Below are 21,571 nucleotides of genomic sequence, written 5' to 3' on the forward strand. Positions count from 1 at the left end.
AGCGTGGCGGAGCAGGGGAAGGTGACCGCCGTCCGGGGCCGGGACGCCGGGCGGACCGTGCTGCCGCCCGGACTCGACGACGTGGACCTGCGCACCTTGCGCGCCATGGACGGTCCGGAAGTCTCCGAGGCCGTCGACCTGGTCCTGACAGGGGCGGTCGAGTCCCGGCAGGTCTGGTACTCCGGTGGCAACGAACCCTCGTCGACCGCGCTCGGCGCCTCCGCCGAGCCACGTACCTTTTCAGCCGGACCCGGACCCGGACCCGGACCCGGACCCGTATCCGACGAGACGGCCCCGATCCGGGCGCTCCGGGAATGAGCCGGGCGCCCGTCCCGCCCGATGTCCTCACCGCACTCGCCAGGACCCGGCCCACCCCCGCCGGTACGGCGGAGCTGCGTGCCGCGGTCCACGCGCGTCGCATGCTGCTGCTCAAGGCCCTCCTCGTCCGGGTCGAACGGCAGCACGCCGGCCTGCCTCCCCCGGTGCGCCGACGCTTCGAGGACGACTGGGCGCTGCTGGAGCGCGCCGAGCAGGCCGACGCCGGGGCCGTGCGCGAGGTGCTCGACTACCCGACGACCGGTGCCTGGCTCACCGAGGCGCTCGCCGCGTCGGCCGGACCGCAGTTCGAGGCGCACCTGGCCCATCTGTCGGGAGTCGCCGTCGTCGCCGCGTCCCGGGCCGGCTGCCCGGCGACAGGTGACTTCCGGGTGCCCTCCGGCATCCTGGGCCTGCCCGGTCTCGGCGTCCTGCGCTGCCCCTCCGGCCGCGCCCGGGTGAGCGACCGGAAAGGCCGGCTGCGGCTCGTGGAGGAGGCCGGGCACGGCGCCGTCGACCTGCCGGGACGCGGGGTGCGGGCCGGGGCCCGGCACGGGTCCGGCTGGTCCGCGCTGCGCGCCCTGCCGGGTGGAACGGCCGTCCTCGACGACCTCGACCCCTACCGGGTGCCGCGCCCCGGCATCGGACCGACGGCGGTCCCCGCGGCCGACCGGGCGCACACCGACCACCCCTCGTGGGCCAGGCGCTGGCGACGGGCCCGCGCGTTGCTGTCGGCGACCGACCCGGGACGGCTCTCCGAGACGGACGCCCTCGTACACGCCCTGGTGCCGCTGGCCGCGGCGGGACGGGACAGCGGGGTGCCGACGGGTGCGACCGTCCGCGCCGCTCCCGGCGCCGTGCTGACCCAGCTCCCGGCCGGTGCCGCGGAGCTGGCGGAGACACTGGTCCACGAGACCCACCACACCAAGCTCGCCGCCCTCGACGACTCCGTTCCTCTGTGCCGGCCCGGGGGCGCCCTGCACCGGGTGGCCTGGCGGCCCGACCCGCGACCGGCGTCGGCGGTCCTCCAGGGCACCTACGCCCACCTCGCACTGCTCGACCTGTGGCGGAGGGCGGAACGTGCGTCCGGTGTCCCCGCGGCCTGGCGGCACCGCGCCGCGGAGCGCTACGGGCGGTATCTGGAACAGGTCGACCGGGCCTTGTCCGTACTCCGGGATTCCGATGAACTGACCTGCACAGGGCGGCGGTTCGTGCAGGCGATGTACCTGCACCACCTGAGCCTCGGGGCGACGGCCCGAGGCTCCGCATGACAGAGCGCACACCATCGACCTCGTTGCGTTAGCGTGTGCGCGAGCGCGACGGACGCGGCGGGAACGGGAGCGGTGATGACGGAACAGCGGCGGTCCGGAGCGGACGGTGACAGGACGTCCGAGCACATTCTGGTGGTCTTCCCCGGCTACCACCGTTCGTGGGCGGCATGGATCGGGCAGTGCCTGGAGAGCCACGGCCACCGGACCACGCTGCAGCGCTGGGACCCGCCGCGCGAGGTGCCCCTGGAGGACTCGTTCGGTGACCTGCTCCTGTCCAGTGGGCGCGTCCTGCTCGTCCTCGACGACTGGTTCTTCGAACTCGGCCCGCGCCCGGCGGGCGAGTGGAACGACGTCCTGCGCGGCTTCGTCGCCGCACACGCCGACCGGATCGCGGCCGTCAACCTCACCAACCGCCCGCTGTTGCCGGCCACCGCGGTCCTGGAACCGGCCAGCCTGTGGGGGATCGGCGACGAGGGCGCCGAGGAGCGACTGCTCACCCGGCTCGGACTGAGACGCCTGCGCACACCCCGTACACCGGCCACCCCGGTGCGCTACCCCGACACACGCTGCGACGTCTGGGGAGAGGTGCCGCACCGCAATCCGCGCTTCACCGGACGCGACGACCTGCTCACCACCCTCCACCAGCGTCTCGCGGACGCCGAGCGCGGGGCCGCCGTCTGCACCTTGCTCGGTATGTCCGGCATCGGCAAGACCCAGCTCGCGACCGAGTACGCACACCGGTTCAGCACGGACTACGACGTCGTCTGGTGGGTCAACTCCGACGACCGCAACATCCAGCGGGACCGCTTCGGCGAACTCGCCGTCGAACTCGGGCTGCGCAGCGGCAGCGAACCGGGTGAACGCATCCGTGCCGTACGCAACGCTCTGCGCCGCGGTGATCCGCACGCCAAGTGGCTGATCGTCTTCGACGGCTGGGACGACACCGCGGGTGCCGACGCGCTGCTGCCGCAGGGCGCCGGCCATGTCCTGGTCACGTCCCGCAACCGCGGCTGGAGCGAGCGGGCCGAGGTCCTGGAGGTCCCGGCCTTCGTGCGTGCCGAGTCCGTCGGCTACCTGATGCGCCGGGCCGGCCACATCACGGGCGCGGAGGCGGACGAGGTCGCCGCCGAGTTCGGCGACGTACCGCTGCCGCTGGTGCAGGCCGCCTCCTGGCTGGGCGAGTCCCGGATGGAGGTGCCCGAGTACCTGCGGATGGTGCGCGAGCGCAGACTCTCCACCGTGGACGAGCCCGTCGCCGGCGAGGGGTTCCCGCAGTCCTCCATGACCTCGTGGTCGATACTGCTCAACCGGCTGCGCCGGGCGCAGCCCCAGGCCCTCGACGTGCTGGGCCTGTGCACCTCGTTCGCGCCCGGTCGCATCCCGCTCGGACTCATCCGCGCCTACCCGCACGCGGACCTCCCCGAGGAACTGCGGTGGATGGCGGCGGACCTGCCGGCCTGGACCCGGTCCCTGGACACACTGGTGAACTACTCGGTACTCACCCGTGAGACCCGAGGGCCGGTCGGTGTCGAAATGGGACCCCACCAGGAGTCGGTGCACATGCACCGGCTCGTCCACGACATCATCTCCAAGCTGATCGGCGCGGACAGCCGTGAAACCCACCGCCGGGCCGTGCGTACCCTGCTCGCCGAGGCCGACCCGGGCAATCCCCTCGACAGCCGGAACTGGCCGCGGTACGCCGAGTTGCTGCCGCACCTGGAGCCTTCGGGGGCGTTCGACAGCGCCCGGCCACGCGTTCAGGAGGCGGTTCTCAACTGCCTGCGCTACTGCGTCCGCAGCGGTGAGTACACCACCGGCCTGGCGCTGGCTCAGCGGATCCGCGACCGCTGGTCGAAGCTGCTTCCGCCGCTGTCCCAGCCGATGCTCGACCTGACCGCGCAGGAGAGCAACCTGGTGCAGGCCAGCGGCCGGTTCCGCGAGGCGTACGAACTCGACCGGTCCGTGCTGGAGCGGCTGCGGGCCACGCCCGACTCCAACGCGCTCGCCGAACTGGCCGCCCAGGACTCGATGGCCAACTCGCTGCGCAGCCTGGGGCGGTACGACGAGGCGTACGAACTCCAGCAGGAGGTCCTGGACGGCACCGGCGGCCTGCTCGGTACCCACGAGCCCGCCACGCTGCGCGCCCGCCACAACCTCGGTGTCAGCCTGCGCCTGCTGGGCAGGTACGCGGACGCCTACGAACTGGACCTGGAGAACCTCGGGACCCGCGAGAGCGTCCTGCGGGTCCGGCACATCAGCACGCTCAACTCCGCCAGCGCCGTCACGCACGACCTGCGGCTGCTGGGTCGCTACCGTGAGGCCATGGCCCGCCAGGAACCGGTGGTCCGACTGCACGTGCAGGTACTCGGCGCTCAGCACCCGCAGACCCTCGGCGCCCGCACCCACCTGGTGATGTGCCGCCGCCGGGAGGGAGGGTTCCAGGACGTGGGCCCGTCGATGGAGAGTCTTCTGGAAGAGCTGGCCCAGGTGCACGGCCGCGAGCACTACCGCACCTTGAACTTCATCACCAACTACGGCAACTACCTCCGCGAACACGGCGACCTCAGTCACGCCCGCGAGCTCATCGAGGAGGCCGAGTCCGGGTACCGGGCGCTGCTCGGGCCCGCCCACCCCGTCGCCACCGGCATGCTCGCCAACACCGGCCTGATCATGCAGGCGGCCGGGGAGCGGGCCGAAGCCATGTCGATGTTCGAGGCGGCCCTGGCCGGACTCACCGCCACCCTGGGCCCCGATCACCCCTGGGTGCTCGGCTGCGCCCTGTGCGCCACCGGAGCGCGCAACTTCAACGGGCGGATCGCCGACGCGGTGGAACTCGGCCGGGACACGGCGCGCCGGGCCCAGCGCACGCTGGGCGGGGAGCACCCGCTGACCCTGTCCTGCCAGGTCGCCCTGGCAGCCGACCTGCGGGCCGCCCGGGAGCACGAGGAGGCCGGGAAGCTGGAGGAGGACGGGCTGCTGGGTCTGACCCGGACGCTCGGCGCCCAGCATCCGCACACCCTCTCCGCCCGCCAGCGCAACCGCCCGTACTGGGACTTCGAGCCCTACCTGGGCTGAGCGGCGGTACGCGGACGCGAAGAGGCCGGCCCCGGAAACGGGGCCGGCCTCTTCGGTCGGGTGGTGGGGCTCAGGCCTCGAAGACCTCACGCACCAGCTGCTCCTGCTCGGCCTGGTGCCGCTTGGCGGAACCGACGGCCGGGGACGAGCCGTGCGGGCGCGAGATGCGCCGCAGGCGTTCGCCGTGCGGGATGTCGGCGCCGACCGCCAGGTCCAGGTGGTCGATCAGGTTGAGCGCGATGAACGGCCAGGCACCCTGGTTCGCCGGCTCCTCCTGGGCCCACAGGTACTTCTCGGCGTTCGGGTACTTGGCGATCTCCGCCTGGAGCTCGGCACCCGGCAGCGGGTACAGGCGCTCGATGCGGATGATGGCCGTGTCCGTCACGCCGCGCTTCTTCCGCTCGGCGTCGAGGTCGTAGTAGACCTTGCCGGCGGTGAAGACGACCTTCTTGACGGCGGCCGGGTCGACCGAGTCGTCGCCGATGACCGGGCGGAACTGGCCCGTCGTGAACTCCTCCGCCTTCGAGGCCGCGGCCTTCAGGCGCAGCATCGACTTCGGGGTGAAGACGACCAGCGGCTTGTGGTGCGGGTTGTGCACCTGCCACCGCAGGAGGTGGAAGTAGTTCGACGGCAGGGTCGGCATCGCGACCGTCATGTTGTTCTGCGCGCAGAGCTGGAGGAAGCGCTCCGGGCGGGCCGAGGAGTGGTCCGGGCCCTGGCCCTCGTAGCCGTGCGGGAGCAGGAGCGTCACACCGCTCGTCTGGTTCCACTTCTGCTCGGCCGACGAGATGAACTCGTCCACGACCGTCTGCGCGCCGTTGACGAAGTCACCGAACTGCGCCTCCCACATCACCAGCGCGTCGGGGCGGGCCAGCGAGTAGCCGTACTCGAAGCCCATCACCGCGTACTCGGAGAGCAGCGAGTTGTAGACGTTGTACCGGGACTGGTCCTCGGACAGGTACAGCAGCGGCGTGAACTCGTCGCCCGTCTCGCGGTCGATGACGACCGCGTGGCGCTGGCCGAAGGTGCCGCGCTGCGAGTCCTGGCCGGAGAGCCGGACCGGGACGCCCTCCAGGAGCAGCGAGCCGACGGCGAGGGTCTCGCCCATGCCCCAGTCGATCGTGCCGTCCTCGACCATCGCCGCCCGGCGCTGCAGCTGCGGCAGCAGCCGCGGGTGCACGGTGACGTGGTCGGGGATGTTGACCTGGGACTCGGCGATCCGCTTGACCGTCTCGGCGGTGACCGCGGTGTTCACCGCGACCGGGAACTCGGCCTGCGGCTCCGAGGGCTCGGCGGAGGCCGGCTGGGACGCGGCCTCGCGGACCTCGGTGAAGACCTTCTCCAGCTGCCCCTGGTAGTCCTGGAGCGCCTGCTCGGCCTCTTCCAGGGTGATGTCGCCGCGACCGATGAGGGACTCGGTGTAGAGCTTGCGCACCGAGCGCTTCTTGTCGATCAGGTCGTACATCAGCGGCTGGGTGAAGGCCGGGTTGTCGGTCTCGTTGTGCCCGCGGCGGCGGTAGCAGATGAGGTCGATCACCACGTCCTTGTTGAACGCCTGGCGGAACTCGAAGGCGAGCCGCGCCACGCGGACGCAGGCCTCCGGGTCGTCGCCGTTCACGTGGAAGATCGGGGCCTCGATCATGCGGGCCACGTCGGTGGCGTACATCGAGGAGCGCGAGGACTCCGGGGCGGCGGTGAAGCCGACCTGGTTGTTGATGACGACGTGGACCGTGCCGCCGGTGCGGTAGCCGCGCAGCTGCGACATGTTCAGGGTCTCGGCCACCACGCCCTGGCCCGCGAAGGCCGCGTCGCCGTGGATCGCCACCGGCAGGACGGTGAAGTCCGTGCCGCCCTTGCCGATGATGTCCTGCTTGGCGCGCGAGACGCCCTCCAGGATCGGGTCGACCGCCTCCAGGTGCGAGGGGTTGGCGACCAGCGAGACCTTGATCTGCTCGCCGTCCAGGCCGGTGAAGGTGCCCTCGGCGCCCAGGTGGTACTTCACGTCGCCGGAGCCGTGCATCGACTTCGGGTCGAGGTTGCCCTCGAACTCGCGGAAGATCTGCGCGTACGACTTGCCGACGACGTTGGCCAGCACGTTCAGCCGGCCGCGGTGGGCCATGCCGACGACGACCTCGTCGAGCCGGGACTCGGCCGCCGAGTCGATGACCGCGTCGAGCAGCGGGATGACGGACTCGCCGCCCTCCAGGGAGAAGCGCTTCTGGCCGACGTACTTCGTCTGCAGGAAGGTCTCGAAGGCCTCCGCCGCGTTCAGCCGGCGCAGGATGCGCAGCTGCTCCTCGCGCTCCGGCTTGGTGTGCGAGCGCTCGATGCGGTCCTGGATCCACTTGCGCTGCTTCGGGTCCTGGATGTGCATGAACTCGACGCCGGTGGTGCGGCAGTACGAGTCGCGCAGCACGCCGAGGATGTCGCGCAGCTTCATCAGGGACTTGCCGGCGAAGCCGCCGACCGCGAACTCGCGCTCCAGGTCCCACAGGGTGAGCCCGTGCTCGGTGATGTCCAGGTCGGGGTGCTTGCGCTGCTGATACTCCAGCGGGTCGGTGTCGGCCATGACGTGGCCGCGGACCCGGTAGGAGTGGATCAGCTCGAAGACGCGGGCGGCCTTGGTGACGTCGTCGTCGTGGCTGGCGTCGATGTCCTTGAGCCAGCGGACCGGCTCGTAGGGGATGCGCAGCGCCTTGAAGATCTCGTCGTAGAAGCCGTTCTCGCCGAGGAGCAGGTTGGCGACCTGGCGCAGGAACTCGCCGGAGGCGGCGCCCTGGATGACCCGGTGGTCGTAGGTCGACGTGAGCGTCATGACCTTCGAGATGCCGAGCTTGTTCAGGGTGTCCTGGCTGGTGCCCTGGAACTCCGCGGGGTAGTCCATGGAGCCGACGCCCATGATGACCGACTGGCCGGGCATCAGGCGGGGCACCGAGTGGACGGTGCCGAGGCCGCCGGGGTTGGTCAGGGAGACCGTGACGCCGGAGAAGTCGTCCATCGTCAGCTTGCCGTCGCGGGCGCGGCGGACGATGTCCTCGTAGGCCTGCCAGAACTCGAAGAAGTTCAGCGTCTCGGCCTTCTTGATCGCCGCGACGACCAGCTGGCGGTCGCCGTTGGGCTTGACCAGGTCGATGGCGAGGCCGAGGTTGACGTGCGCGGGCTTGACGAGGGTCGGCTTGCCGTCCTTCTCGCCGAACGAGTGGTTCATCGTCGGCATGGCCTTGATGGCCTGCACCATCGCGTAGCCGATCAGGTGCGTGAAGGAGATCTTCCCGCCCCGGGCGCGCTTGAGGTGGTTGTTGATGACGATGCGGTTGTCGAACAGCAGCTTCACCGGGACGGCGCGCACGGACGTGGCCGTGGGCAGCTCCAGCGAGGCGTTCATGTTCTTCGCGACCGCGGCGGCCGGGCCGCGCAGGGTCACCAGCTCGGGGCCCTCGGGGGCCGCGGCGGCGGCATCCTTCGAGGACGCGGCGGGCGCGGCGGCCTTCGCCTGCGGCTGGGCCGCGGGCTTGGCCGGCGCGGCGGCGGGCTTGGCGGCCGGAGCCGCGGGGGCCGCGGCGGCGGGCTTCGCAGGGGCGGCCGGCTGGGCGGGCGCCTTCGGCTGGGCCGGGGCGGGAGCCTGCGCCTGTGGTGCGGGGGCGGCCTGTGGCGCGTTGCCGGAGTCCGTGGCCGTGGCCGCGGGGGCGGCGGCCTGGGCCGCGGGCGCTCCGGGCTTGTAGTCGGCGAAGAAGTCCCACCAGGCTCGGTCCACGGAATTCGGGTCCTGGAGGTACTGCTGATAGATCTCGTCAACGAGCCACTCGTTGGCACCGAACGCCGCAGCGGGGTTCTTGCCCGCTTGGTCGGTGTCGGTCGAGATGCTCGAGTTACTGGGGGACTGTGGCGACACGGCGAGAACCGCCCTCTTCCGCTTCACAAGATGGTGGACAGCGGGAATCAAGGCTACGCCCCCCGCACCCCGAAGGTCAGGCCGGGCCCGTTCATCGTCGCGTAAGTCACATTGCAGACGGTGTTTCGGCGCTGGAAATGGCGGGAAACAAGCGAGGTTCTGCTGCGCGTGGGAAGAGCGGAGCGGGACCCGGCGCCGGGGAAACGCGGGCCTGTCCGTGATCACACGTGTCCGCCAGGGCGGATGCCCGTGGATCTTGATGCTCCGCTTCGAACCCTACGTCAACCGGAGGTCGGGGGAAGGCCCGGAAGAGTGATGAGAATCCGGCACCCCCGCTCGGATTCGGCCACACCGATCCGGCCGCCGTGCAGATCCACCGCCCAGCGCGCGATCGCCAGGCCCAGACCGGTACCGCCGTCGCTGCCCGGACCGTGCGGCCGGGACACCGACCCCCGGTTGAAGCGCTCGAACACCCGGCGCCACTCCGATCGCGGAATACCGGGGCCTTCGTCGAGGACCTCCAGCTCGAGCGACTCGGGCAGCTCCCCGCGGCGCGCCTTGACCGTCACGCGGCCGTGCGGCGGGCTGTGCTTGACCGCGTTGTCGATGAGGTTGGCGACGACCTGGTGGATGCGCTCGGGGTCGGCGTGCGCGGTCAGCTCCGGCGGGAAGACGTCGAGCGCCAGGTGCACGTCGGTGCGGGTGTGGCTGCCCGAGCCGGAGGCGATGCCCGCGCGGGCGGAGGCGACCATGTTGGCCTCCTTGAGCACGCCGGACAGGTACGGCCAGACCTCGAAGCGCCGCTTGCGCAGCGGTATCACGCCGTTGTCCAGGCGGGAGAGGTCCAGCAGCGTCTCCACCAGCCGGCCGAGCCGCTCGGTCTGGCCGAGCGCGGTGCGCATGGTCTCCGGGTCGGCCTCGGTGACGCCGTCGACGATGTTCTCCAGCACCGCGCGCAGGCCCGCGATGGGGGTGCGCAGCTCGTGCGAGACGTTCGCGACCAGCTCCTTGCGCTGGAGGTCCTGGGCCTCCAGGTCGTCGGCCATGCGGTTGATGGTGACGGCCAGGTCGCCCAGTTCGTCGCGGCGGTTCTCGCGTACCCGGCGCGTGTAGTCGCCGTGCGAGATGGACCGGGCCACCGCGTTCATCTCGTCCAGCGGCGCGGTCAGCGAGTGCGCCACGAACTGGGTGATCAGCAGCGTGGCGATCATCGAGAAGACCGTGATGAAGCGCAGCTCCGTCTTGGTGTGCACCGCGATCACCGAGAGACCGGTGGTGATCAGCACCGACGTGACGACCAGCGCGCCCAGCTTGGTCTTGACCGAGAACGGGCGTACGCCGCCCCAGGGCTCCCCGGCGATGCGGGGGCCGGGGCTCCTCCGTGCGGCCTCCCGCCCTCGGCTCATGGCGTCGGCGTCTCCAGCGCGTAGCCCACGCCGTGCACGGTGCGGATGCGCTCGGCGCCGATCTTCCGGCGCAGCGCCTTGATGTGGCTGTCCACGGTCCGGGTGCCGGAGGCGTCCGCCCAGTCCCAGACCTCGGCCAGCAGCTGTTCACGGGAGAGCACCGCGCGCGGGGTGTTCGCCAGGCAGACCAGCAGGTCGAACTCGGTCGGCGTGAGGTGGACGTCCTCGCTGCGCACCCGCACCCGGCGCTGCGCGTGGTCGATCTCCAGCTCGCCGAGGCGCAGGATGCCGCTGCGCGGCGTCGAGGCGGCCACGACGGCCCGCTCCACCCGGCGCAGCAGCACGTGCACGCGCGCGGCCAGCTCGCGCATCGAGAACGGCTTGGTCATGTAGTCGTCGGCGCCCACGCCGAGCCCGACCAGCATGTCCGTCTCGTCGTCGCGCGCGGTGAGCATCATCACCGGCACCGGCCGCTGGGCCTGCACGCGCCGGCAGACCTCCAGGCCGTCGAAGCCCGGCAGCATGATGTCGAGGATGAGCAGGTCGGGCTGCCATGCCTCGGCCGTGTCGACGGCGGACGGACCGTCGCCCGCCGTCTGCACCAGGAACCCTTCGGCGCGCAGGCGGGTCGCGATGGCGTCCACGATCGTCTGGTCGTCCTCGACCACCAGCACCCGGCGCTGTGCGCCCTGGGTGGCCGCGGCCGAGCCGTTGTGGGAGGTCTGTGTCTGCTCCATCGCCCGCCCCTGAGGTGTGCTTTCCGGAATCCGTGGGGTGATCCCATGACTGCGATTGACGCTTGAATGATCCGTGTCAGAGCAGCAGCGTACGGGGAGTCCCCACGCCATTGCTATCCAGGACCGACGCCGAGATGGACGACGTCCGGAACGCCCCGGGCAACGGGGATCTCTTCGGTACGCACCTGCTGGAAACCGGCATTACGCAAGGTTTCTTCGAATTCCGGAGAGGGTTGCGCAGACCATACGGCAAGTACCCCGCCGGGTCTCAACAGCCGTGCGCAGCCCGCCAGTCCGGACGGTCCGTACAGCCCGTCGTTGCCCTCGGTGACGGTCCAGCCGGGGCCGTTGTCGATGTCCAGGCAGAGCGCGTCGTACGTGTCGGAAGTCTCATTGACGTAGGCGACCAGGTCCGCCTCGACGATCTTCGTGCGCGGGTCGGCCAGCGCCCGCGCCGACAGGGCGGAGAGCGGTCCGGCGCGGTGCCAGTCGATGACGGCGGGCTCCCGCTCGACGACCGCGATCCGGCCCCACCGGGGGTCGGCCGCCGCGTGGGCCAGCGAGAAGCCGACGCCGAGCCCGCCGATGAGCAGGTGCGGGGCGGTCCGCCCGCCGGACCCGGCGAGCGCGTCGGCCGCCGCGTCGACCAGCCGCCGCTCGGAGCGCCCGTCGGAGGTGTCCATCAGGAAGCAGCCGTTCGCGATGATCTGGAGCAGCGCCCCGTGGCGGCGCAGGACGACCTCGCCGTACGGGCCCTCCCTGCGGTCCAGCACCTCGGGTGTCTCGCGGAAGTCGGGGGAAGTGATGGCCATCGGCCCATCCTGGCAGGAATGCCGCGCGGGCCGGGAGCGCTTTTCGTGCACGGGCCGCGGGCGCCGCGACCGGTGATCGCTCACAGCGAACACCCGCGGGGGAACAATCAGGGACTCCCTTTCATTGAGTCGATGTAACTCAACTTGACTGCCGAAGGGGAGATCATGGCTGCTGAGTCCGCCGCCTTCACACCGCTCACCCTGCCCGTGCTGCCGCTCGACGACGAAGTGGTCCTGCCCGGCATGGTCGTCCCCCTGGACCTGAGCGACGCCGAGGTACGGGCCGCGGTGGAGGCCGCCCAGGCCGCCGCCCGGTCCGAGCCCGGCAAGCCCAAGGTCCTGCTCGTCCCGCGCATCGACGGCACCCACGCCGCCACCGGCGTCCTGGGCACCGTCGAGCAGGTCGGCCGGCTGGCCGACGGCGACCCGGGCGCCCTGATCCGCGGCCGGGGCCGGGTGGCGATCGGCGCCGGCACCACCGGGCCCGGCGCCGCGCTCTGGGTCGAGGGCACCCGCGTCGACGAGACCGTGCCCGACCCCCTGCCCGGCCAGGTCGCCGAGCTGGTGAAGGAGTACAAGGCGCTCGCCACCGCCTGGCTGCGCAAGCGCGGCGCCTGGCAGGTCGTCGACCGCGTCCAGGCCATCGACGACGTCTCCGCGCTGGCCGACAACTCCGGTTACTCGCCGTTCCTCACCACCGAGCAGAAGGTCGAGCTGCTGGAGACCGCCGACCCGGTGGCCCGCCTGAAGCTCGCCACCCAGCAGCTGCGCGACCACCTCGCCGAGCAGGACGTCGCCGAGACCATCGCCAAGGACGTCCAGGAGGGCGTCGACAAGCAGCAGCGGGAGTTCCTGCTGCGCCGCCAGCTCGACGCGGTGCGCAAGGAGCTGCGCGAGATCAACGGCGAGCAGGACGGTGAGGAGTCCGACGACTACCGCGCCCGTGTCGAGGCCGCCGACCTGCCCGAGAAGGTCCGCGAGGCCGCGCTCAAGGAGGTCGACAAGCTGGAGCGGTCCTCCGACCAGTCCCCCGAGGGCTCCTGGATCCGCACCTGGCTCGACACGGTCCTGGAGATGCCGTGGAGCGAGCGCACCGAGGACGCCTACGACATCCAGGGCGCCCAGGCCGTGCTCGACGCCGAGCACGCGGGCCTGGAGGACGTGAAGGAGCGCATCACCGAGTACCTCGCCGTGCGCAAGCGCCGCGGTGACCGGGGCCTCGGCGTGGTCGGCGGCCGGCGCGGCGGTGCCGTGCTGGCCCTGGTGGGCCCGCCCGGCGTCGGCAAGACCTCGCTCGGCGAGTCCGTCGCCCACGCGATGGGCCGCAAGTTCGTCCGCGTCGCCCTCGGCGGCGTCCGCGACGAGGCCGAGATCCGCGGCCACCGGCGTACCTACGTCGGCGCGCTGCCCGGCCGGATCGTGCGGGCGATCAAGGAGGCGGGGTCCATGAACCCGGTCGTCCTGCTCGACGAGATCGACAAGGTCGGCTCCGACTTCCGCGGCGACCCCGCCGCGGCCCTGCTCGAAGTCCTCGACCCGGCCCAGAACCACACCTTCCGGGACCACTACCTGGAGGTCGAGCTGGACCTGTCCGACGTGGTCTTCCTCGCCACCGCCAACGTCCTGGAGGCCATCCCGGAGGCGCTGCTCGACCGTATGGAGCTGGTCCGCCTGGACGGCTACACCGAGGACGAGAAGGTCGTCATCGCCCGTGACCACCTGCTCCCGCGCCAGCTGGAGCGGGCCGGACTCGACGGCGACGAGGTCACGGTCGACGAGGGCGCGCTGCGCAAGCTCGCCGGCGAGTACACCCGTGAGGCGGGCGTACGCACCCTGGAGCGGTCGATCGCCCGGCTGCTGCGCAAGGTCGCGGCCCAGCACGAGCTGGGCGAGCGGGAGCTGCCCTTCACCGTCACGGAGGCCGACCTGCGCGGTCTGATCGGCCGGCCGCACCACGTGCCCGAGTCCGCCCAGGACCCGGCGGAGCGGCGCACCTCGGTGCCGGGCGTGGCCACCGGCCTCGCGGTCACCGGCGCGGGCGGCGACGTCCTCTACGTCGAGGCGTCGCTGGCCGACCCGGAGACGGGCGCGGCAGGGCTGACCCTGACCGGTCAGCTGGGCGACGTGATGAAGGAGTCGGCGCAGATCGCGCTGAGCTTCCTGCGCAGCCACGGAGCCGAGCTGGAACTGCCGGTGGGCGACCTCAAGGACCGGGGAGCGCACATCCACTTCCCGGCGGGCGCGGTCCCCAAGGACGGCCCGAGCGCCGGCGTCACCATGACCACGGCCCTCGCCTCGCTGCTGTCCGGGCGGCTGGTCCGCACCGACGTGGCGATGACCGGCGAGGTCTCGCTCACCGGCCGGGTCCTGCCCATCGGCGGGGTCAAGCAGAAGCTGCTCGCGGCGCACCGGGCGGGGGTCACCACGGTGATCATCCCCAAGCGCAACGAGCCCGACCTGGACGACGTCCCGGCGGAGGTCCTCGACAAGCTCGACGTCCACGCCGTCAGCGACGTCCGCCAGGTGCTGGAGCTGGCGCTCGCCCCCGCGACGAACGGGGCGGCGCGCAGGACTCCGGTCGCGGCGTGACGGACGCTGCCGGATGAGACGGAGGCCCGGATCCCCTGAGGGGTCCGGGCCTCCGCCGTATGCGAGGCGGACCAGGGCCTCTCCCTGCCGCGGTGCCTGGCCGTCGCGCCGGTGGTGGCGGCGAGCGCCGGCAAGGTGCGGACGGGGAGGCACGGCACCGGGGACGGCGACCGAGCCCGGTGACGCGGGCCGGCGCCGGTCGCCCCGGCCCGGGCGACCGGCGCCGACGCCGTCAGCCGTTGGCGAGGGCCTGCACGCGGTCGAGCGCGCCGTTGAACCTGTTGTGGTCGCCGACCGTCGGACCGGACGACGTGTACTGCCACATCGTGTAGTAGCCCCAGCCGGCCGGCAGCGTGCCCACCGACGCGGCGTACCGGGCGATCCAGAGCGGGTTGTTCGCGGCGAAGCCGCCGTAGTTGCCGGTGCACTGGGTCCACCAGCTGGTGGCCGTGTAGATCACGGCGTCACGGCCGGTGCGGGCCTTGTACGTGTTCAGGAAGTCGCGGATCCAGGAGACCATCTGGCTCTGCGTCTTGCCGTAGCAGGCGGCGCCGTACGGGTTCCACTCGATGTCGAGTGCCCCCGGCAGCGTCCTGCCGTCCCTGGACCAGCCGCCGCCGTGGTCGACGAAGTAATTGGCCTGGGCGGCGCCGCTCGCGCTGTCCGGGGTGGCGAAGTGGTAGGCGCCGCGGATCATCCCGACGTTGTACGAGCCGTTGTACTGCTGGGCGAAGTACGGGTTGGTGTAGTACGTCCCCTCGGTGGCCTTGACATAGGCCCACTTGACCCCGCTGTTCCACAGGGTCGACCAGGCCACGTTGCCCTGGTGGCTGGAGACGTCGACGCCCTCCGTCTGGGCGGCGTCGCCCGGGACCGGGGTGCCGTGGCTCCCGTCGTGTTCGAGGACGCCCATGCCCATGTGGGCGGAGCCGCGCGGCGGGGTGTCGGCGGCCGACGCCGCCTGCGCGGGGAGGGCGGACACCAGGGAGAGGGCGGCGAGCAGGATCCCGGTGACGGCGAGACGCCGGCCGCGGGCCGATCCGGATCTGTGCACGAGCATGACGTGCCTCCGATGGCTCGGTGGTGCTCGGTGGGGGATGCGTGCGTGGGGAGGAGATCCCGTGAGTGGCGTGGGCATGCCATTCAGGGGTCCGGTGAAGACGCTACGCACGTAGAACGGGAGGTGGGAAGGGGGGCCGGAAGCTGCCGTTGGTCTAAGCCTGCGAAATACTTGCGGAGCTGCGGTGATGGCTGGCCGTGGCGGAAACTTTCAGGACCGGGAAAACCGGAAGAACCGAGGCAGGGGCTGACGTGCACGAAAGCGGGAACGGCGACGGTCGAGGAGTCGAGTCCGAGCCTGCCGGCAGTGGTGTGAACCAGCCTGAGTTCCTGGCGCTGGAGCGGGAGTTGACGGTGCTGCTGCGGCGCGCCCGGGCCAACCAGGGCGAGATGGCCCGGGAGGTCCACCCCGACCTGGAGTCCTCCGCGTACGGCCTTCTCGTGCGGCTCGGCGAGTGCGGCGGGCAGCGGGCCACCGACCTCGCCGCATACATCGGCGTCGGCAAGGCCACCATGTCCCGGCAGCTGCGAGCCCTGGAGGAACTCGGCCTCGTCGCCCGCGAGCCCGACCCCGCCGACGGCCGCGCCTGGCTCGTCACCCTGACCCGGGAGGGCCAGGACCGCGTCGGCCGGGTACGCGAGGCCCGACGCGCCCGCTACGCCGGCCGGCTCGCCGACTGGGACCCGCGCGAGGTCTCGGAACTGGCCCGCCTGCTGCACGAACTGAACCGCGGGATGGAGAAGTAGCCGCGGCCCGCGCGCCTCACAGCTCCGCGTACACCACCGTCGCGTCGTCGTGGGTCTTGCTGCGGCCGAGGTGTGCGCGGGCACCCGCCGCGTCCGTCCGCTCCAGCTCCCGTACGCGGTCCACCAGGGCCCGCGCCCCCCGCTTGCGCAGCAGCGTGAGGCAGTCCGCCCAGTCGCCCTCCCGGAACTTCTCCACCCACCGCCCGGCCCCGTCCGTCAGCGCGGCCAGGGTCCGCACCTCGCCGCGCGGCAGCACCCCCGTCACCGCGCGCGCCGCCACTGCCGGATCGGCCGCGGCCGTGTAGAAACCGCCCTCCTTGTTGCGCAGGTTGGCGTCCACCATCGCGTCCGTGGCGAGCGCCGAGCGGGGGAGCCGGGCCAGCCGGTCGTCCAGCACGGCCGAGACCGCCCCGTCGGGCGCCTCCACCAGCAGGGCGGAGTCGGAGAGGACCAGGTACTCGACCTCGGCGGGGGACCAGCGGGCGAGGACCACGGTTGCCTGCGGGGTGCGCGGGTGAGAAAGGTCACAGGTTTCCGCGTGTGCCGCGGAGGTACGCGCGATGGCGCGGGACAGCGCGTCGACGAGGGGGGCATCCGGCAGTGAAACGGTCAGTTCGGTCAGCGCGCCGCCGAGGTGGGCCGTGAACCAGGGCACGGAATGCAGACACCCCGTCCCGGTCCGCGGAGGCGTCACCCCGTCCAGCAGGACGAGTGAGCCGCCCTGCCCCGAGGCCGGTAGCCCGACGCTCGCGAAGTCCTCGTTGGGGTGGTCGGCCAGTCCGGGTTCCGAGACGAGTTCGGTGCGCATCCGGCCAGTCTGCACGACCCCTTCACAGTGTCCGCAAAAGGCTGGCACCCTCCACGGATTCCGCCGGAACCCATGCGCCGGTGCAGGTCAGGCGCCTGATTTGGGGTGGAATCACAGGCCCGGACGACACGTGGCGGCACATAGTGCCACCGCCCGTCGCAGACGTCCAACCGGCTCGCCGCACACCCGTGGCGCACGCGCCGGGGGAACTTGCCCACCAACTCCCGTCCGGGGTTCACTCCTTCGAGTGGCGGGTCGGATGATGCGTACTCACCACCCACCGGCACTGGGAGGGTCGGGAAACTGCGGGGGGCCAGCCCCGCTCACGCGGTCTCCCCGCCCGACGCCCTGCCGGCGGCCGGGGCACGGCCCGGAGCTCGGCGGAGGATGCCTGCGCCGACCGGCCAGTTGACGGAGCGCCACCCGGGCCCACGGGTACACGAGTGAGGAATGCGAGCACCGGTGCAGAAGACGCGGCCTCGTCGCACAGACAAGCAGACGGCCCCCGCGGGGAGCGCGGAGCGCACCCCCGGCACCTCCACCCCTCCGCCGCCGGAGACCCCCGTCGGCAAGGGTCGTCCCACCCACGTACGCAACCGCCTGATCGTCGCCGTGGCGGTCGTGGCCGCAGCCGTCGCCGCGGCCGGCGCCCCCTCGGTCGTGACCGCCTCCGGGCAACTGCACGACTCCCAGGAACTGGTGACGCTCGCCGAACGCACCCAGGGCGCGCTCAGCCTCGCCCACTCCCTCGCCGACGAGCGCGACGAGGTCACCCCCTACGTCGCGGCCGGCCGGCCCGAGGACAAGGCGCCCTCCGAGCAGCGCAGCGCCCGAGTGGACCGGCAGGTCGAGGAGTTGCGCGCCGACACCGACACGCCCTCCGCCCTGCGCGAGGACCTGGACGCCATCGCCGCCCTGCGCCGGGCCGCCCTCACCGGCAAGAGCACCGCCCTCGAATCCCACCAGGCGTACTCCGAGGCCATCACCGAACTCCACGCCCTGGCCGAGGAACTGGCCGAGGAGATGCCGCCCCGCGCGGGCGCCGGTGCCTACGCGCTGGCCGAACTGGACACCGCCGTCCAGCAGGCCGCCGCCACCCGTGGCCTGCTGCTCGCGGCGCTCTCCGTGCCCAGCAGCACCCGGACCGTCATCGACCCGATCACCGGCCTGCCGACCGAGACGACCAGCTCCTCGGACGCCGACGCCAAGCAGCGCGACGCGCTCGCCGCCGCCGCCCAGCAGGCCCGGGTGCGCTCCGACGCGGCGCTCGCCGACTTCCGCGAGGGCGCCCCCAAGGAGGCGCGGAGCAGCTTCGACGCCACCGTCGCCGGGCCCGAGGTCAACTCCGCCGAGAAGTACCTCGCCGGACTCACCGACGAACCGACGCTCTCCGACGACGACCTCGGCACCAGCACCAAGCGGCTCGACGCCGCGCTCTCCGCCCGCGTCGACGCGATGCGCGGCGCCGAGTCCGCCCTCTACGAGAAGCGCACCACGGCGCTGGAGCAGCTGCGCGACGACGACGTCACCGCGCTGGAGATCCGGATCGCAGCCCTCGGCGCCCTGATCCTGCTCGCCCTCGGCATCGCCACCGCCATGGCCCGCACCCTCACCCGCCCGCTGTCGGTGCTGCGCCGGGGTTCGGCCCGGCTGGCCGGCGCGGAGGACGTGGCGGCCGAGGAGCCGGTCGCCTTCACCGGCCGCAACGACGAGTTCGCCCAGGTCGTCCGCTCCGTCAACGCCCTGCGCGCGCACGCCGCGACGCTCGCCGAGCGGGTCAACACGCTGGAGTCCGACCGCAAGCACCTCGTCGGCCAGCGCCAGAAGATGGCCGACGCCCGGGAGGAACTGCGCGCCGAACTCGCCGAGTCGGCCGCCCACCTCGACGTGGTCCGCAAGAGCATCGGCTCCACCTTCGTCAACCTCGCGCTGCGCACCCTCGGCCTGGTCGAGCGGCAACTCGCCGTCATCGAGAGCCTGGAGGAGCGCGAGCAGGACCCGGACCGCCTGTCCACCCTGTTCAAGCTCGACCACTTCGCCACCGTCATGCGCCGGCACAGCGAGAACCTCCTCGTGCTGGCCGGCACCGAACACGTCCAGCACAGCGCCTCACCCGTGCCGCTGGTCGACGTGGTCCGGGCCGCGGTGAGCGAGATCGAGCGGTACGAGCGGGTCCGTATCGCCGCGCTGCCGCCGCACGCGCACGTCGCCGGTTTCGCCGCCGACGACCTCTCGCACCTGCTCGCCGAACTGATGGAGAACGCCACCTCGTTCTCGCCGCCCGACCTGCCCGTCGAGGTCTCCGGCTGGCTGCTGGAGAACGGCGAGGTGATGCTCTCCGTCCAGGACGAGGGCATCGGCATGGCCACCGACCGGCTCCAGCGGCTCAACGCCCGCCTCACCGACTTCGACCCGCAGGCGCCGTACGACCAGGAGGGCGAGGACGGTCTCGGGCTCGGCCTCTACGTGGTCGCCCGGCTCGCCCACCGGCACGGGGCGCGCGTGCGGCTGCGCGAGCAGAAGCAGGGCGGGGTCGCGGCCGTCCTCGTACTGCCCGCTCCGCTGCTCGCCCCGGCTCCGCCGGCGGCACTGGCCCCGACCGTGCCGGTGTCCGACGGCACGGGTTCCTTCTCCCTGCCCGGCGCCGACGCGGAGGCCAACTCCAACGTCCTGCACGGGCGCGCCACGAAGGGTGGGCACCGGAGCGCGGACCCGCTGGTGGCTTCGGCCGAGGAGGCCGTACGACGCGCGGAAGCGGACGCTTCCGCCGCACCGGCCTCCGCGGACGCACCGGAGCCGGAACCGGAGCCGGAGCCGGAGGGCGCACCGGTCGCCGAGAGCGCCGCGACGAACGCCGACGCGCCCGACTCCCGGGACGAGACCGCGGCCCCCGGCCGGGACCTCCCCGACGACACCACGATGGCGCTGCTGCTCCCGGCCCAGGCCGGACCACCGGACCCGGAACCCGCCGCGGCCCCGGAGCCCGCTCCCGGACCGGAGCCGGCGCCCGACCCGTACGCCGTCGGCCCCGACGCCCACGACCGCGCGCCGGACGAGGCCGAACCCGTCACCGACAAGGGCCTGCCCAAGCGGACCCCGAAGCTCAGCACCCCCGCGGCGGTACCGCGGCCGCGCCCCTCGGGCTCCGTCGACGCCGAGGCACTCCGCCGCCGTCTGGGAGGATTCCGCCAGGGGGCGGAAGCCGGACGACGCGACGTCGAGGCGGAGATCGCCGCGGCGGACACAACCGAAGAAGCCACGGGGGGCACCGTCGAGGAGGCAAGCAGTTGACCGCGCCCAGTACCTTCGGTCTGAGCAGTGAGGCCCGCAATCTCCACTGGCTGCTGACCAACCTCGTGGAGGAGGTGCCCGGCATCCAATCGGTCGCGGTGGTCTCCTCCGACGGCCTCCTGCTCCTCTCCTCCGACCCCGGTCGGAACGAGGAGGCCCGGCAGGTCCGCGAAGCGCCCCGCACCGGTCCGCGCGGCTCGGCGGCCGACCTCGCCACCGTCGTCTCCGGCGTGGGCAGCCTGACCATCGGGGCCGCCCGCCTGATGGACTACGGCCCGGTGAAGCACACGATGGTCGCGATGGACGAGGGCAGCCTGTTCGTGATGTCGATCAGCGACGGCTCGCTGCTCGGCGTGCACGGCTCCGCGGACTGCGACATGAGCGTCGTCGCGTACCACATGGCACTCTTCGTCGGCCGCGCCGGCCATGTCCTGACGCCCGAACTCCGCAGCGAGCTGCGGAAGTCCCTGGAGTCCGAGTCGACGGGGAGCGCCCGATGAGCAGCAGTCCCGGCAACGGCCGGGGGAACCTCCCCGTACGCGGCGCCGACCGCAAACCCGCCCGCGTACGCCCCTACTCGCTCACCGGCGGACGGACCCGCTTCGGCCACGTCCTGCTGGTCGAGACGTTCGTCGGCGCCACGGCCGGCACCGCCGCGCTCGAAGCCGCCGAGGAGCGCAAGGAACTGACGAACGGCGGCCTGACCTCCCGGGTGATGCCGGAGATGCGGGCCATCGTCGAACTGTGCCGCCGTATGCGTACGGTGGCCGAGATCGCCGCGCTGCTGAAGATGCCGCTCGGCGTGGTCCGCGTGCTCCTCAGCGACCTGGCGGACCAGGGAAAGATCCGTGTGTACGGCACCGGGACCGGCCACGGCACGGGCCGCCCGGACCGCGCTCTGCTCGAAAGGGTGCTCAGTGGACTCCGTCGTCTCTGACGCCGCCGCCTCCGGCGTCTCCCCGCTCGTCGACCCCGACGAGCCCGCACAGCCCTGGCAGACGGACCCGACCCGGGCGCCCATCGCCACGAAGATCGTGGTGGCGGGCGGGTTCGGCGTCGGCAAGACCACGCTGGTCACCGCCGTCTCGGAGATCACGCCCCTGCAGACCGAGGCGCTGATGACCGAGGCGAGCGAGGAGACCGACGACCTCACCGCCACCCCGGGCAAGCTCACCACCACCGTGGCCATGGACTTCGGCCGCATCACGCTCGACGACGACCTGGTGCTGTACCTGTTCGGCACGCCGGGCCAACAGCGGTTCTGGTTCATGTGGGACGACCTGGTGCGCGGCGCGATCGGCGCCGTCGTGCTGGCCGACACCCGGCGCCTGAAGGACTGCTTCCCGGCGCTGGACTACTTCGAGAGCTGCGGACTGCCGTACGTCGTCGCCGTGAACCACTTCGACGGCAGCGAGCTGTTCGGGGCGGAGGACGTGCGGGAGGCGCTGACGATCCCCGCGCACATACCTGTAATGATCATGGATGCGCGCCGTCGGATCTCGGCCATCGAGACCCTCTTGTCCCTCGTGGGCCACGCGCTCGACGAAACCCCCGAGTAACCCCCGAGCA

General features: G+C 72.3%; 15 protein-coding genes. 9 read left to right on the forward strand and 6 right to left on the reverse strand.

Annotation, left to right across the window (positions count from 1 at the left end; translation table 11 throughout):
* The first annotated feature begins 3 nt into the window (after positions 1-3).
* From ACGF3J_RS07385 to fxsT, 3 genes are all read left to right on the forward strand, one after another.
* Entirely contained in the window at positions 4-318 is a 315-nt protein-coding gene (locus tag ACGF3J_RS07385) for a hypothetical protein (RefSeq protein ID WP_386933186.1), read from the forward strand.
* On the forward strand, positions 315-1,586 hold the full coding sequence (locus tag ACGF3J_RS07390) for an aKG-HExxH-type peptide beta-hydroxylase (protein ID WP_161327225.1): 1,272 nt from the start codon (positions 315-317) through the stop codon (positions 1,584-1,586). Before ACGF3J_RS07385 ends, ACGF3J_RS07390 begins: the two co-directional genes overlap by 4 nt.
* Before the next feature lie 75 nt (positions 1,587-1,661).
* A complete protein-coding gene (fxsT, locus tag ACGF3J_RS07395; protein WP_161327224.1) occupies positions 1,662-4,661 on the forward strand; it encodes an FxSxx-COOH system tetratricopeptide repeat protein in 3,000 nt (999 codons plus the stop codon).
* Between the two features lie 70 nt (positions 4,662-4,731).
* On the opposite strand, the gene ACGF3J_RS07400 is transcribed toward fxsT, so the two are convergent.
* From ACGF3J_RS07400 to ACGF3J_RS07415, 4 genes are all read right to left on the reverse strand, one after another.
* Positions 4,732-8,553: a multifunctional oxoglutarate decarboxylase/oxoglutarate dehydrogenase thiamine pyrophosphate-binding subunit/dihydrolipoyllysine-residue succinyltransferase subunit gene (locus ACGF3J_RS07400; RefSeq protein ID WP_393853603.1), complete on the reverse strand. Its 3,822-nt coding sequence runs from the start codon at positions 8,551-8,553 to the stop codon at positions 4,732-4,734.
* Between the two features lie 281 nt (positions 8,554-8,834).
* Positions 8,835-9,959, reverse strand: a complete 1,125-nt coding sequence (locus ACGF3J_RS07405; protein WP_161326610.1) for a cell wall metabolism sensor histidine kinase WalK — start codon at positions 9,957-9,959, stop codon at positions 8,835-8,837.
* Positions 9,956-10,696 carry a response regulator transcription factor gene (locus ACGF3J_RS07410; RefSeq protein ID WP_064729795.1) on the reverse strand — a complete coding sequence of 247 codons (741 nt, stop codon included), beginning with the start codon at positions 10,694-10,696 and terminating at the stop codon, positions 9,956-9,958. Before ACGF3J_RS07410 ends, ACGF3J_RS07405 begins: the two co-directional genes overlap by 4 nt.
* Positions 10,697-10,809: 113 nt before the next feature.
* Positions 10,810-11,508 carry a spermidine synthase gene (locus ACGF3J_RS07415; RefSeq protein ID WP_161326611.1) on the reverse strand — a complete coding sequence of 233 codons (699 nt, stop codon included), beginning with the start codon at positions 11,506-11,508 and terminating at the stop codon, positions 10,810-10,812.
* A 165-nt stretch (positions 11,509-11,673) separates the two neighbouring features.
* Between ACGF3J_RS07415 and lon the strand changes: the two genes are divergently transcribed.
* The gene (gene lon, locus ACGF3J_RS07420) at positions 11,674-14,097 is read left to right on the forward strand and encodes an endopeptidase La (RefSeq protein ID WP_161326612.1); all 2,424 of its coding nucleotides are present in this window, start codon (positions 11,674-11,676) and stop codon (positions 14,095-14,097) included.
* A 232-nt stretch (positions 14,098-14,329) separates the two neighbouring features.
* Here lon and ACGF3J_RS07425 read toward each other — a convergent pair whose 3' ends face one another.
* Positions 14,330-15,157 (reverse strand): lysozyme, encoded by an 828-nt coding sequence (locus tag ACGF3J_RS07425; protein ID WP_161326613.1) that lies wholly within the window; start codon positions 15,155-15,157, stop codon positions 14,330-14,332.
* 251 nt (positions 15,158-15,408) lie between these two features.
* Between ACGF3J_RS07425 and ACGF3J_RS07430 the strand changes: the two genes are divergently transcribed.
* A complete protein-coding gene (locus ACGF3J_RS07430; RefSeq protein WP_161326614.1) occupies positions 15,409-15,903 on the forward strand; it encodes a MarR family transcriptional regulator in 495 nt (164 codons plus the stop codon).
* Between the two features lie 16 nt (positions 15,904-15,919).
* Here ACGF3J_RS07430 and ACGF3J_RS07435 read toward each other — a convergent pair whose 3' ends face one another.
* Positions 15,920-16,711 carry a protein phosphatase 2C domain-containing protein gene (locus ACGF3J_RS07435; RefSeq protein WP_161326615.1) on the reverse strand — a complete coding sequence of 264 codons (792 nt, stop codon included), beginning with the start codon at positions 16,709-16,711 and terminating at the stop codon, positions 15,920-15,922.
* A gap of 450 nt (positions 16,712-17,161) precedes the next feature.
* On the opposite strand from ACGF3J_RS07435, the gene ACGF3J_RS07440 reads away from it, so the two are divergent.
* From ACGF3J_RS07440 to ACGF3J_RS07455, 4 genes are read left to right on the forward strand one after another with little or no spacing between them, the layout of a single operon-like run.
* The gene (locus tag ACGF3J_RS07440) at positions 17,162-20,002 is read left to right on the forward strand and encodes a nitrate- and nitrite sensing domain-containing protein (RefSeq protein ID WP_161326616.1); all 2,841 of its coding nucleotides are present in this window, start codon (positions 17,162-17,164) and stop codon (positions 20,000-20,002) included.
* Positions 19,999-20,502 (forward strand): roadblock/LC7 domain-containing protein, encoded by a 504-nt coding sequence (locus ACGF3J_RS07445; protein ID WP_161326617.1) that lies wholly within the window; start codon positions 19,999-20,001, stop codon positions 20,500-20,502. Before ACGF3J_RS07440 ends, ACGF3J_RS07445 begins: the two co-directional genes overlap by 4 nt.
* Positions 20,499-20,939 (forward strand): DUF742 domain-containing protein, encoded by a 441-nt coding sequence (locus ACGF3J_RS07450; protein WP_161326618.1) that lies wholly within the window; start codon positions 20,499-20,501, stop codon positions 20,937-20,939. Before ACGF3J_RS07445 ends, ACGF3J_RS07450 begins: the two co-directional genes overlap by 4 nt.
* On the forward strand, positions 20,920-21,561 hold the full coding sequence (locus ACGF3J_RS07455; RefSeq protein WP_122616199.1) for an ATP/GTP-binding protein: 642 nt from the start codon (positions 20,920-20,922) through the stop codon (positions 21,559-21,561). Before ACGF3J_RS07450 ends, ACGF3J_RS07455 begins: the two co-directional genes overlap by 20 nt.
* Positions 21,562-21,571 lie beyond the last annotated feature (10 nt).

Source organism: Streptomyces sp. NPDC048171 (assembly GCF_043202655.1).
GTDB lineage: Bacteria > Actinomycetota > Actinomycetes > Streptomycetales > Streptomycetaceae > Streptomyces.

Coding starts and splice junctions, on each gene's coding strand:
- ACGF3J_RS07390 (WP_161327225.1), top strand. CDS start 315: ATGAGCCGGGCGCCCGTCCCGCCCGATGTCCTCACCGCACTCGCCAGG.
- fxsT (WP_161327224.1), top strand. CDS start 1,662: ATGACGGAACAGCGGCGGTCCGGAGCGGACGGTGACAGGACGTCCGAG.
- ACGF3J_RS07405 (WP_161326610.1), bottom strand. CDS start 9,959: ATGAGCCGAGGGCGGGAGGCCGCACGGAGGAGCCCCGGCCCCCGCATC.
- ACGF3J_RS07410 (WP_064729795.1), bottom strand. CDS start 10,696: ATGGAGCAGACACAGACCTCCCACAACGGCTCGGCCGCGGCCACCCAG.
- ACGF3J_RS07415 (WP_161326611.1), bottom strand. CDS start 11,508: ATGGCCATCACTTCCCCCGACTTCCGCGAGACACCCGAGGTGCTGGAC.
- lon (WP_161326612.1), top strand. CDS start 11,674: ATGGCTGCTGAGTCCGCCGCCTTCACACCGCTCACCCTGCCCGTGCTG.
- ACGF3J_RS07425 (WP_161326613.1), bottom strand. CDS start 15,157: ATGCTCGTGCACAGATCCGGATCGGCCCGCGGCCGGCGTCTCGCCGTC.
- ACGF3J_RS07435 (WP_161326615.1), bottom strand. CDS start 16,711: ATGCGCACCGAACTCGTCTCGGAACCCGGACTGGCCGACCACCCCAAC.
- ACGF3J_RS07440 (WP_161326616.1), top strand. CDS start 17,162: ATGCGAGCACCGGTGCAGAAGACGCGGCCTCGTCGCACAGACAAGCAG.
- ACGF3J_RS07450 (WP_161326618.1), top strand. CDS start 20,499: ATGAGCAGCAGTCCCGGCAACGGCCGGGGGAACCTCCCCGTACGCGGC.